The sequence below is a fragment of the Enterococcus sp. HY326 genome (genome assembly GCF_026157065.1).
In the GTDB taxonomy this organism is placed as follows: Bacteria; Bacillota; Bacilli; order Lactobacillales; family Enterococcaceae; genus HY326.
In genome coordinates this window covers 56,550-70,034 of the sequence record NZ_JANLGQ010000005.1, presented here as the reverse complement: position 1 = coordinate 70,034, position 13,485 = coordinate 56,550, and the positions used below count along the sequence as shown (strand labels likewise).

Genomic DNA, 13,485 nt, shown 5'->3' with positions numbered 1-13,485 from the left:
GATTGAAGATGAAAACAATTTTTTGCGGTCGGGGTATTTCGTCTTTTCTCAAAAAATAGCAGCTACAAGTATCCCCTTAGATAATTAGGAATATTTGTAGCTGCTATCTATTATTTAACGAGCCGTCCGAATGTTGACGAATTTTTCTACAAGATATTCTTCTACGCCGTAAGTACCGTTCTCACGACCAAAACCGGAATGCTTAATGCCGCCAAACGGTGTGGCGGAACTCTCAAGGTCAGTATTATTGACGCCCACCATACCGTAGGCCAATTTTTTGCTGACATTGTCAATCGTGTGAATGTTGGTGGCAAAGAAGTATGAGGCCAAGCCGAATTCTGAATCGTTAGCAGCCTGAATAACTGCTTCTTCATCGTCAAATTCAATCAAGGGAATCACAGGTCCAAAGGTTTCTTGGTAGAAAATGTCCATGTCGGTCGTAACTAAATCCAGCACAGTTGGCTCAAAGAAAAAGCCATGCTGATAGTCGCCTTCGGTTAACCGTTGCCCACCAAACAAAATTTTAGCGCCTTTGTTTTGGGCATCTTTTAATTGCTCCTCAACTTTTTTACGACCCTCTTCATTGATTAAAGGACCAGTTGTTGGATCATCCAAGCCATTGCCAACAGTTACCTCAGCCATTTTTTCTAAAATTAATTTAGTGGCCTCTTTTTTGATATCCTTGTGTAAAAAGATGCGGTTTGGCGAAGTGCATACTTGTCCGTTATTGATAAATTTCGTTTCAATCAAAGTGGTCACCGCCAGCTCCAAATCAGCATCAGGGAAAATAATATACGGTGCATGGCCTCCCAATTCCATAGAAACTTTTTTCAAAGTTGGTGCCGCTTGTTCGTATAAAGTTTTGCCAACTTCAGTTGAGCCGGTGAAGGTAATTTTCTTCACCACATCAGATTTGGTTAAGGTTTCACCGATAGCCGCAGCATCTCCGACAATAATATTTACAACACCCTTTGGTAAGCCGGCTTTTTCAAACAATTCGGCTAAAGCCAAAGCAGACAGCGGTGTATCCTCTGCCGGTTTCAAAATAACCGTGCAACCGGCAGCAAGCGCCGGCGAAATCTTACGGATAATCATATTTGAAGGGAAGTTCCATGGTGTGATTGCCCCAACGACCCCAATCGGTTGTTTTTGCACCAGCCACTTATTCGTATCTGGCGAAGGAATAATATCTCCCAACACCCGTTGGCCTTCTGCGGCATTCCAACGCAGATTTTCAACGTTTGAGATAATTTCACTTTTAGCTTGAGCGAGGGGTTTTCCCTGCTCCATGGTCATAATTGTCGCCAAACGAGTGACATCAGCTTCAATTAAATCAGCTAATTTAGTTAAAATGCTGCCCCGTTCAGCCGGTGCCATTGTTGACCAATCCGGTAAAGCCGCCTCAGCTGCCGCAATCGCAGTCTCGGCTTCTGCTGCACCTCCCCAGTGGACCTCCGTTAAAACTTCCTCAGTTGCAGGATTGATTACAGGATGTTTATCCTGAGAGCCATCCTGCCAGTTTCCATCAATAAAAAGACGAGTTTCGACTTCCGGTAATTCGTGTTTTGCCATGTTTCGATTCCTCCTAATAGTATTCAAGTAATGTTGCCCGTCACTGCGTACAAACTTTTATTAAAAAAGTTTGCTTTAAACGAGTTCACTTAAGTGGCTGTGACACAGTTAACCTAACATGATTTGAAAGTGGTCTCAAAAATGGCGCCTGTTATTTTTATCAGGTGATAAAAATTGCTTACTAAAAAAAGTGTGAGGTACCGACAATCAATGGTGATATCTCAAGTGATTTCAGCAATCAAAGCCCTTGGGTTGGAGAAAAAAATCAATTCACCCTTCATTTTTTTCATTTGAAAATCCAAAGGTGAGCTAATTATTTCAAAAATATTAGCAGATATTCTCCTTTTTTTATTTTTTTACAGGCACAAAAAACTTGTCCAAAAATTTATTTTCAGACAAGTTTTGATTTTCTATTTAGTTTTTTATCGGAATAATTTTGTTCAAGTTACCCCAATTTCTGCCGCCGTTTTTTGATTTTTTTAGTCCAAAAACCGCCGGAGATATATTTCGGTTCGTAACTGATGATAAAGGCCCGTTCTTCGATTTCTTTTATCAGCTGGTAGAGCTGTTTTTCATCTTTGCGGGGGGATAAAATTTCTAAAATTAGACGGGGACCATTCAAGCCCTCGCCTAAACTTTCGGTTACACCAAAGCCAGCTTCCCGTAAACGTTGCGGCAAGACACTGATTTCTTCAGTGTTGCTGGGCAAAATGGCGGTGACCATCGTATAGCCTAAAGCTAATTTGTCTTCGATTTTGATACCGACGCTGACGCCGATTCCGTAACCTAAAGCGTAAACGATTAAATTAATTGGATTGTCTAATCGATCCAAGACCATGGATAATCCTAAAACATAAATGACGATTTCCACCATACTAATCAGCGGAGCAATGACGCGATAGCCCTTCATTGCTAGCATAAAGCGCAATGTGTTCAACGTGATATAAGCAAAATTTATTAGGAAAATCATGGCTAACATTTTAAAATCCATTTTCCAACCCCCAAGCATTTCCCCTAGATTACCAGAAAATGCTGCAATTCGAAAAAAATCTGATTTTCTTAAAAAAATTTTTGATTCTCGGGTTAATTTTTCTCGGCAAAAATGAAACTGTGCTAAAATATTTACGAGGCAAATGCGTAGTTTATAGAGAAGAGGAAGTAACTTATGAGAGCAGAAATAATTGCTGTCGGCACAGAATTATTATTAGGCCAAGTCGTCAATACCAATGCGACGTATCTTTCAGAGTCATTAACAGAATTGGGCTTTGAGATTTATTACCACACGGTTGTCGGTGATAACCCTAAGCGACTTGAGGAAATGATTCAATTAGCCGATCAGCGCAGCGACTTAATTGTTTTGTGCGGCGGCTTGGGCCCGACGGATGATGATTTGACCAAGGATGTTGTGGCGGCTCATGTGCAGGAACCTTTAGTTCAAGATGCAGAAGGACTAGCGCATTTGGAAAGTTTTTTTGCAGCCGGTAAGCGCCAGATGACAGAAAATAATCTGCGGCAAGTATTAACTATTCAAAATGGCATCACCCTGCAAAATCCAACTGGCCTAGCTCTTGGTTGTCTCTACCAAGGAGTTTCTGCAAGCTATTTACTTTTACCGGGGCCACCTAGTGAAATGAAGCCAATGTTTGCGCAGATGGCGTCACCAGTTTTGCGGGAGGTTTTTCCAGCAAGAGAAAAATTATATTCCCGTGTGCTGCGCTTTTTTGACATCGGTGAGTCAGCGCTGGTGACTGAGCTGGCGGACTTAATTGAAGCACAAACGAATCCGACCTTGGCACCTTACGCTAAACCCAACGAAGTGACTTTGAGAATTACCGCCAAAGAAGCGGATGAGGCTCAGGCACTAAAGCTGATAGATGAGATGGAACAGGTGATTCAAGCCCGTGTCGGAAAATTTTTCTACGGTTATGGTGACGACAATTCCTTAGCAAAAGTTGTTGTAGAATTACTAAAGGCCAAAGGGAAGACCGTAACAGCCGCAGAAAGTTTGACAGCGGGTGAATTTCAAGCAGCATTGGGAGATATTCCAGGTGTTTCAACAGTCTTTAAAGGCGGTTTTGTCACCTATTCGCCAGAAACTAAAGTCAAATTTTTAGGATTGGATCCTGAAAAATTAGCGGAGGTTGGCACAGTCAGTGAGTATTGTGCGACCGCCATGGCGGAGTCTGCATTGCAATTGGCAGACAGCGATTTTGCAGTTTCCTTTACAGGTGTGGCCGGGCCCGACGAATTAGAAAATCAACGGCCGGGTACAGTTTGGATTGCTTTGGCGCAAAAAAATCAGCCCACCGTTGCCACAAAATATCACTTCACGAGAGACCGCTCCTATGTTCGCAACAGTGCTGTGATGCGGGGCTTGGATTTGATTCGGCAGGCCGCTTTATAATGAAAAATAAAAAGCGAACAAACATTCGCCTTTTTCTTGCTTTTTTGCAGTAAAACAGCTATGATAAATACAGTTGAAATAGTTATAGACAAGCTACTTGTTGAATTTATATAAGGAGGATTTTCGATTGGCAGATGATCGTAAAGCGGCTTTAGATGCTGCACTTAAAAGAATTGAAAAAAATTATGGAAAAGGTTCTATCATGAAGCTGGGGGAAAAAATTGACCAGCAAATCGCAACGATTCCCAGCGGCTCATTGGCGTTGGATGTTGCTCTAGGTGTCGGCGGTTATCCCCGCGGCCGGATTATTGAAGTCTATGGACCAGAAAGTTCTGGAAAAACGACGGTTGCTTTGCATGCAATTGCCGAAGTTCAAAAACAAGGTGGCACAGCAGCCTTCATCGATGCGGAGCATGCGTTAGATCCTCAATACGCTGCAAAACTTGGTGTTAATATTGATGACCTCTTACTTTCACAACCAGATACTGGTGAACAAGGCTTAGAAATTGCTGACGCTTTAGTTTCCAGTGGTGCAATTGACATCGTGGTTATTGACTCGGTGGCCGCTTTGGTTCCCCGTGCGGAAATCGACGGTGAAATGGGCGATACCCATGTCGGCTTACAAGCTCGTTTAATGTCGCAAGCCTTGCGGAAATTATCCGGCTCAATTAATAAGACGAAAACCATCGCTATTTTCATCAACCAAATTCGTGAAAAAATCGGCGTGATGTTCGGAAATCCCGAAACAACTCCTGGGGGCCGGGCGTTGAAATTTTACGCAACGGTTCGTTTAGAAGTTCGCCGGGCTGAACAATTAAAACAAGGAACCGATATTGTCGGGAACCGCACGAAAATTAAAGTGGTGAAAAACAAAGTTGCGCCGCCATTTAAAGTGGCGGAAGTTGATATTATGTACGGCTTGGGTATTTCTCAAGAAGGCGAGTTGCTGGATATGGCCGTTGAAAAAGATATTGTCGATAAGAGCGGCGCTTGGTACGGCTACAAAGACGACCGGATTGGTCAAGGCCGGGAAAATGCCAAGATTTACTTGATGGAGCATCCAGAAATGATGCAAGAAATTGCTGAGCGGGTACGGGCAGCCTACGGTATTGGCGATCCAGTCGAAGTCGAAGAAACAGTTGAAGAGGGCCAAGAAGAACTACCTTTAGACTAATAATGATAAAAAAACTGAGTAGGATGGCGAACATCTTACTCAGTTTTTTTATTTACCTGAAAGGTGTTACTAAATTTTAAGAAGTTAGAAGCTAAAAATACCATGGATTCTGCTTGCTTTATAAGATAAAAATCAAGGAGCAAAAAGCATAGCAACTCAAAGCTTTTTGTTTCTTTTTTATGTTCAGCTAAGAAAATTTTCCTAAAGTTGAGGAATTTAACTTTTTTCTTTGTATTATTAGAAAAGGGAAGCGTGGTGTAAAGATGAAGGAAGAAGAGCTTTATTTAGGTTTACTTGAGCATGATGAAAGAGCCTATCAGCAGGTCATGCAGGATTATACAAAATTATTGTGGGCGATTGCCGCCAGTGTTTTAAATGATAAGAACAGGTTTTCGGCGATGGACATTGAAGAGGTCGTCAGTGATGTCTTTATTCGTCTGTGGCAGTATCCAGAGAAATTTAATCCCAGCAAAGGTAGCTTGAAAAGTTATCTGACGGTGATGGCGAAAAGTCTGGCGATTAATAAATATCGTCAAAACCAAAAGAAAAATGTGCTGCAGTTGATTGACAATCAGGAAGCCAAGGAGCAGGCTATTGCGCTTGCGGAGGAAGATTGGTCGGAATTATACAGTGCGATTCAGTTGTTAGAAGAACCTTTTAAGGAAATAATTATTCGCCGATTCTTTTATGAAGAAAAACCTAAGGAGATTCGGCAACGGATGAAGCTTTCGTCAAAGGAAGTGGACAACTTTTTATATCGTGGCAAACAAAAGCTCAAGCGAATTTTAGGTGACCGTGAATATTTGAAAGAGGTGTGAAAAATGACTGACAAAAAGAATGAAATTCCTTTAGAACATTTAACAGATGAACAGCTGGATGATTTTTTGAGTTACACGGAGACTTTTACTGAGGATAATTTTCAAAATATTCAACAGCGGTTCATGGAGCAGCGGGATACATTAGCGGATTCGCCAGTTCTTCATAAAAAGAAAAAACGCAAAAAAATTGGTTGGCTGATTGCGGCGGCAGCATCCTTGATGCTTTTGACCGCCTTTACTCAAGCGGATCGTTTGATTAGCATTTATTATCGGCTATTTGGCAATCAAGCAGAGGAAATGTTGCTTAATACAGATAAACTGACGGAGACAGTCAGTGACCAAGGTCTAGAGCTGCGGGCGTTGGCTAGCTTCCGGGACACTAACAGCACCCATTTTTTAGCGGAGCTGACAGATTTGACGGGGGACCGTCTAAGTGGCGACATGATTTTAAATGATTGGCAGATGAATGGTGGCGGTAATGCTCAGGTGATTGATTACAATCCAGATACGAAAACGGCGACCATCCTGGTGCATTCGATTGATACCTTTGACGGAGGAGCAAACAATTATGCCTTCGCTCTGAATAGTTTTTCTAGTCGGCAGGTGGAAAACAATGAGGTAGTGGAGGTTGATTTGTCCCAATATTTAACCAAGGATGCCACTTGGACTAAAGATTCAGAACGAAGTGGTTTTGGTGGCGGCATGATACCTGAGCTAGAAAAAAAATATGGTTTCACCCTGGAGGAATTGGGAGCAGAAATGCTATTACCAGAGGAAAAGACGGCGGTGATTTCTGAAGAAAAGCAGGTCAGTCTATCGAATATTGCCTATAAAGATGATTTGTTACATCTACAAATTAAAGAACCAAACACTGTCCAGCGGCAGTATACCTTCGTTTCTTTTGTCAATAAGACAACTGGAAAAGAGATTAAGGAGATTGCTAGTTTTGGAATTGATTATGGCACCCACAATAACGAGACTGGGCGAGGTGATTATGAGGAGCTTGTTTTTGATTTACCTCAAGATGAGCTGAGTCAATATGATTTAAAACTTGAAAGTCTTGATTATGAAGTCTATCAAACAGGAGACTGGGCAATTAAACTAAAAGAACCGCAAAGTTTGCCGACAGTTGAGCTCGGGGATGTGGACATTACTTCTGCCGGCTACAAAGTCGCTTTAAAGGACGTAAAATTATCGGGTATCAGCTTAAGTTTTGTTTCTGATTTACAAACGAAGGAAGATTTATCGGCAGAGGAATTGCCGCTGAACATTCAAGTGAGGATGAAGGATGGTCAGGAGTTTCCTTATTACGATGAGGACTCATTAACTGTGGCCAGCTACCAAAAAACTGAAGATGCTCAAATTTTCGGCGAGTATTTAGATGTTGATGATGTCGAAGCTTTAATCATTAATGGGGTTGAAGTTAAGGTAGGATAAATGAATTTAGAAAAGCTGTTTTGCAAAGATTAGATTTCTTTGTAGAACAGCTTTTTCTTGTGGGAGAAAGCTTAATTTTGTTTTTGCTGACAATTGGGAAGGGTGCGTTTGTTAAAGGAAAGGAACTGAAAAGTGATTAGAATTTTATTTAGCGGTTTCTTTGCCATTGGCATTATGGCAAAAGCAGGAAATTGAGTTGACACTTGCCAAGACAAACATTAGAATAAAGTTATGTGTCAGTAGGCACTATTTATGCATGTAGGCATATTGATAAGAAGAGATTTATCAAAAAAGCTACACGATTTTATGAATAAAAAAAGATAGTTTGGGAGTGGAGTACATGGACTTTATTAGCCTTCTCCTCGCTATCATCGGTTTAATTGCCGGTCTGGCTTTAGGATTCTATCTAGCGAAATCTAAGCACGAAAAAGAAATCGCTGGAGCGAAAAATTCTGCGACGGGTATCCTTGAGGGAGCCCAAAAAGAAGCAGAAACCCTGAAAAAAGAAGCTTTGTTAGAAGCTAAAGAAGAGAACCAAAAGTATCGACAAGAAATTGAAAGTGAGTTGAAGGAGAGCAAACAAGAGCTAAAAACACAAGAAAATCGCTTGCTTCAAAGAGAACAGTCTTTAGACCGTAAAGACGACTCTCTTGAAAAACGAGAAAACTCACTTGAAGACAAAGAAGAGAAACTTGGTGCTAGACAGCAATTAATTGACGAGCGAGAAAAAGAAGTAGAAAACTTAATCACTGAACAGCAGGAAAAACTTGAACAGGTGGCTGCTCTATCTAGAGAAGACGCCCGCGGTTTGATTATGAAGTCAACGGAAGAAGAGTTGACCCATGAGATTAACGTGCGAGTGAAGGATGCTGAACAGCGTGCCAAAGAAGAATCAGATCGTAAAGCGAAGAACTTGCTTTCACTGGCCATTCAACGGGCTGCTGCTGACCAAGTGTCAGAAGCCACAGTTTCCGTCGTGGCATTACCGAATGATGAGATGAAAGGTCGCATCATTGGTCGTGAAGGTCGGAATATTCGTACACTAGAAACGCTGACGGGTATCGATTTAATTATCGATGACACACCTGAAGCAGTTGTTCTTTCTGGTTTTGATCCGATTCGCCGGGAAATTGCCCGGATGACGTTGGAAAAATTAATTCAAGACGGTCGGATTCACCCGGCACGAATTGAAGAGATGGTTGAAAAATCTCGTAAAGAAATGGATGAACGGATTCGTGAATACGGCGAACAAGCGGCTTTTGAAGTCGGTGCCCACACTCTACATCCTGACCTAATCAAGATTTTAGGCCGCCTACGTTTCAGAACAAGTTACGGACAAAACGTCTTGAACCATTCCATTGAAGTTGCCAAACTTTCCGGAGTTTTAGCAGCCGAATTGGGAGAAGATATTCAGTTAGCCAAACGTGCCGGCTTACTTCATGACATTGGTAAAGCTCTTGACCATGAGATTGAAGGTTCCCACGTTGAAATCGGTGCTGAATTAGCAGCGAAATACAAAGAGAATCCGGTAGTCATCAACGCAATTGCTTCCCACCACGGAGACGTTGAAGCCACTTCAATCATCTCTGTCTTGGTAGCAGCGGCCGATGCACTATCCGCAGCGCGGCCAGGTGCCCGTAGCGAATCATTAGAGAATTACATTCGCCGCTTAGAAAACTTGGAAAATATTTCTAACGGCTTCACTGGAGTCGAATCCAGTTTTGCTGTTCAAGCAGGACGAGAAGTTCGTGTCATGGTGAAACCGGAAGAAATTTCCGATATGGATGCGGTCCGCTTGGTCCGCGACATCCGCAAGAAAATTGAGGATGACTTGGATTACCCAGGTCATATCAAAGTTACCGTTATTCGGGAAACCCGGGCAACGGATTATGCGAAGTAACTAGTAAAAAAGGAGAAATCACACAGCTTGCGGGCTGTGTGATTTTTTTTGACATGAATTATAGAGGGTACATAAACACGTAAGGAAATGTCCCTTTCTATTTTTCTTAGTAACCGTTTTCTTAAATTAATCAGAGAAATTTAATAGTAAATTCAATTGAAAACGTTTGATTGCATGTTATAAGAAATTACATATGGAACATAGGAAGTTCCCCGTAACAGCTACTAAATGAAGTATAATTTGGTTAAGTTAATTAAGGCACAATAAATGGTAAAATATATTTTATATTGAAAATTCCGATAATTTTGCTTTGTCTAAAAGGAAGATGTTTAAAATGTATAAACGATTTAGTCTCTTGAATGTTTTGTTTTCAGTAATGAATAGTTCTGAGTATAGCAGTCTAGATAATATCCTAGCACAATATTTCATAAAAAATTTTGAAAGACTGAATCAGCTCAATATCCATGAGGTAGCTGAGGAGTGTTACTGCACAAGGCAAAGTGTTCGACGTTTTTGTAATAAAATTGGTTTCCCTAATTTCAGTGAATTGAAAAATTATTCAATTCGCTATGGTTATATTCGATGGGAGCATTTAAATCGATTAAGAACGCCCGATTTTTCAAAGACCTTGCAGCAAAAAATTGATGCGGCCATCCAAAACATTAATTTGTGCATTGAAAGAGGTGAATTAATCACATTGGCCGCAACTATTAATCAAGCAGATACAGTTGTTTTTTTAATTGATGATAGTTTAGCATCGTTGGTATCAAATTTTCAGAGGTCAATGCGCTATGCAGGAAAACTTGTCAAAATTGTATCCAACACTTTTGGTGGAGATAATCTTTTAGAAAATTTGTTTGAGACGAATAAGAAAAATACAAATGCGACCTTAAATTCTTTAGGAGAAGAAGATCTTTTGATTACAATCTCAATGACCGGCAATTTCGCAAGAGTGACAGAAGATATTGTTGTGCAGCTAGAAGTACAAAAGGTACTGCTCACAGTGAATCATGAAGAAAATTTTTCCTTCTATAACACAGTTTTTTTCTTAAGCGAAGAAGACCAAGGACATGAAGGAATCAATGCTTATACAAACTACGGGCTAAATTATTTTTTAGATAATTTGTTCAATACTTATTTCAATAACTATGGCGATAAAAGATTACTAGACGAGATGGAGAGGAATTGACACATGAAAATATTGATCGGCCATTTTACAACAGAATCAAATGAGCACATACCCGGAAAGCGGGAGTTGAAAGATTATGTTTTAGGTTATGGTGAAGAAATTCAGGATTTAATGGAATTAAGAGATGTTTTTGAAAAAAATCAAGTTGATGTTATTGGTTCAATTTATGCAAATGGACATTCTTCTGGTCCAGTGGAAAAAAACGCCTTTGCTTATATTGCTAATCGATTAATTCGTGATGTTGAAACTTACCGAAATGATTTAGATGGGATTTTATTGCTATTGCATGGAGCGAGTAAAGTGGAAGATTTAGTAGGCAGTAGCGGTGAGCCATATATTTTAAATAAGCTAAGAGAAATTATGGGGCCACACTTTCCTATAGCAATAGTAGTAGATCCCCATGGTAATTTGAACCAAGACTATGTCAACCAAGCAACAATTATGAGAAGTTATCGAGAGTCTCCCCACACTGACATGTTTGCTACCCATCAAATTGTAGCTCAAATGCTGATTGATTTAATTAGAGATAATCGTAGAACTAAAGCCATTTATCGTAAATTACCATTAATCTTAGGAGGAGAGCGATCAGTCAGTAGTGATGAGCCAGTGAAATCAATCAATCAGCTCTTAGATCAGGTAGAGAAAGATCCTAAAATTTTGTCAGCTTCGTGGCATGTTGGTTATATTCGTCATGATTCTCAAAATATCGGCTGCTCCATTGTCGTTGTTCCGACGAAAATGGAATATCAAGAATATGCAACAGAGATTGCTGAACAGCTAGCGCAATTTGTAATGGAACGGCGACGAGAATTTCATTTTCATGGAAATGCGCTTGAGCCGGAACAGGCTCTTGAGGAGGCTCTAAATTTCAAGGGTGGTAGAGTTTTCATTACAGATTCTGGTGACAACACAACTTCGGGGGCGACTGGTGCGAATACTTTAATTCTTAAGCAGTTTTTGAGATTGACTGACTTCAATAAAAAGAAAATTCTTTTTGCTTCTATTAATGATCCTGAAGCAACTCGATTATTATTGAGGAGAGAGATAGGTGAAGTAGTTTCGATTTCAGTAGGGCAGGGGTTTGATGAGCTATGCCAGCCTATTGCACTGACAGGCAAGATTCTAGCTAAAGGTGATGTCGGTAATCTACATGGTATAAGGAAAAAATTTGGTGATGCTGTGACAATTAGCTTAACAGATTATCCGATAGATGTAGTGGTTGCCAATACTGGCATTAGTTTTGCAGAGATGCATCAATATGATGGAATTCATGTGAATCCATTGGACTATGACATCGTGATTGTAAAACAAGGATATATTTTTCCTGAAATCGACGAAATTGCAGACCTAAGCATTATGTCATTGACACCGGGGGCTACTTATCAAATTGCCGAAAAAATACCATTTAAATTAATCAGTCATCCAATGTTTCCGATTGATGACTTCTAGGAGAAGCGTATGAGATTGATAAATAAAGAAGATATTGAACTTAAATCATTAGCAGAACCTCAGCAAAGTTTCCCAATAGCACCAATCCAACTGACAGACGAGACTATGGTGGAACGCAAAATGAAAATTTTGAATCTGATGTCAGAGGTAAATTTGGACTGTCTTGTGATTTATGGAGATCTTGAGCATGGGAGCAATTTTGAATATTTAACCGGCTTCTTAACTCGTTTTGAAGAGGGAATGCTAGTGCTTCATAGAGATGGAAATGCTTATCTGCTTTTGGGCAATGAAAACTTAAATAAGGCGGATAAGGCTCGTTTAATTGCAAAATCTATTCATGTACCACATTTTTCTTTACCTAATCAGCCGATGGATGGGGAAGAACCTTTTGAAACATATTTGCAAAGAGCAGGAATTAAAAAAAATCAAAAAGTTGGTCTTGTTGGTTGGAAGATGTTTACAACTAAGCAGGTGGATGCTCGGAAAATTTATGATACTCCGTACTATATTGTACAAGCGCTAATTCATCTAGTTGGGGAAGAGAAGCTTGAAAATTATGCAGATTTCTTTATTGGTGGGGCAAAGGGTGCAAGGACTACGAATAATGCAAATGAACTTGCCCACTACGAGTTTGGTGCGCAGCTAGCCAGCTTCGGACTGCTCAAAGCTTTGAACCAAATTGAAGTTGGAATGAGTGAAATGACTTTAGGTAATCTATTGAATCAAGCTGGTCAACGCAACAGCGTAGTGACAATTGCAGCTGCTGGAGAACGATTCATCAAAGCCAATATTTATCCAACTGAAAAAAAATTAAAACAAGGTGAGACATTATCATTGACGGTTGGCTACAAAGGGGGGCTATCATCAAGAGCAGGATATGTTGCTAGAGGTGAAGAAGACTTGCCAAGTGACCAGAAAGATTATTTGGAGAAGGTCGCTAAACCCTATTTTGCAGCAGTTGTCAGCTGGCTTGAAAATATGAAAATTAACTCAATCGGTGCAGATATCTATAATCTGATAGATAAAGTTTTACCTCAGAAAAAGTATCATTGGCATTTAAACCCAGGACACTTAGTAGCTGATGAGGAATGGATGTCCTCACCGATTTATCCCGATTCTTCTGAAGTATTAAAAAGTGGCATGCTGTTACAGATTGACATTATTCCAAGTGTCAGCGGTTATGCAGGAGCAAGTTGCGAAAGTACAATTGCATTAGCAGACGAGGAACTGCGTAATGATTTGCACAAAAAATATCCACTTCTGTGGGGCAACATAGTGAAGAGACGCAGCTTTTTAAAAGATATTTTAAATATTCAACTTCCTCCAGAAGTGTTACCGATGAGTGATACAGTTGCGTACTACCGGCCTTTTATGCTTGATAAGCAAGCCGTTTTGCGTAAAAAACAGAGTCGTTAACTAAATCTTTAAACTTAGCGTAGAGAGTAACAATATTGGTGGAAATGATTACGCTATAGCAGCTGAGCATGATTTCAAAAGTTGTAAAACAGGATGTTTTTTATTATTGATGCAGATATCTAGAAT

General features: G+C 40.2%; 10 protein-coding genes. 8 read left to right on the top strand and 2 right to left on the bottom strand.

Translation table 11 applies throughout. The annotated features are described in order from the left end of the window. Positions 1–114 precede the first annotated feature (114 nt). Positions 115–1,572, bottom strand: coding sequence for an NAD-dependent succinate-semialdehyde dehydrogenase (locus ORH16_RS13080; protein ID WP_265459296.1), 1,458 nt, complete (start codon positions 1,570–1,572; stop codon positions 115–117). Between the two features lie 445 nt (positions 1,573–2,017). Further along, complete coding sequence (locus ORH16_RS13075) at positions 2,018–2,563, bottom strand: DUF2179 domain-containing protein (protein ID WP_265459295.1); 546 nt, start codon at positions 2,561–2,563, stop codon at positions 2,018–2,020. A 174-nt stretch (positions 2,564–2,737) separates the two neighbouring features. On the opposite strand from ORH16_RS13075, the gene ORH16_RS13070 reads away from it, so the two are divergent. The 8 genes from ORH16_RS13070 to ORH16_RS13035 all read left to right on the top strand — a co-directional run bounded on the left by ORH16_RS13070 (position 2,738) and on the right by ORH16_RS13035 (position 13,359). Further along, entirely contained in the window at positions 2,738–3,976 is a 1,239-nt protein-coding gene (locus tag ORH16_RS13070; protein ID WP_265459294.1) for a competence/damage-inducible protein A, read from the top strand. Between the two features lie 127 nt (positions 3,977–4,103). Beyond that, positions 4,104–5,150 carry a recombinase RecA gene (recA, locus tag ORH16_RS13065; protein WP_265459293.1) on the top strand — a complete coding sequence of 349 codons (1,047 nt, stop codon included), beginning with the start codon at positions 4,104–4,106 and terminating at the stop codon, positions 5,148–5,150. 263 nt (positions 5,151–5,413) lie between these two features. Beyond that, on the top strand, positions 5,414–5,968 hold the full coding sequence (locus ORH16_RS13060) for a sigma-70 family RNA polymerase sigma factor (RefSeq protein ID WP_265459292.1): 555 nt from the start codon (positions 5,414–5,416) through the stop codon (positions 5,966–5,968). A 3-nt stretch (positions 5,969–5,971) separates the two neighbouring features. Beyond that, positions 5,972–7,405, top strand: a complete 1,434-nt coding sequence (locus ORH16_RS13055) for a hypothetical protein (RefSeq protein WP_265459291.1) — start codon at positions 5,972–5,974, stop codon at positions 7,403–7,405. A gap of 340 nt (positions 7,406–7,745) precedes the next feature. Then, positions 7,746–9,305, top strand: a complete 1,560-nt coding sequence (rny, locus tag ORH16_RS13050; protein WP_265459290.1) for a ribonuclease Y — start codon at positions 7,746–7,748, stop codon at positions 9,303–9,305. A gap of 334 nt (positions 9,306–9,639) precedes the next feature. Beyond that, a complete protein-coding gene (locus ORH16_RS13045) occupies positions 9,640–10,494 on the top strand; it encodes a MurR/RpiR family transcriptional regulator (protein ID WP_265459289.1) in 855 nt (284 codons plus the stop codon). A 3-nt stretch (positions 10,495–10,497) separates the two neighbouring features. Then, a complete protein-coding gene (locus ORH16_RS13040; RefSeq protein ID WP_265459288.1) occupies positions 10,498–11,943 on the top strand; it encodes a M81 family metallopeptidase in 1,446 nt (481 codons plus the stop codon). A 9-nt stretch (positions 11,944–11,952) separates the two neighbouring features. Then, positions 11,953–13,359, top strand: coding sequence for a M24 family metallopeptidase (locus ORH16_RS13035; RefSeq protein WP_265459287.1), 1,407 nt, complete (start codon positions 11,953–11,955; stop codon positions 13,357–13,359). Positions 13,360–13,485: the final 126 nt, after the last annotated feature.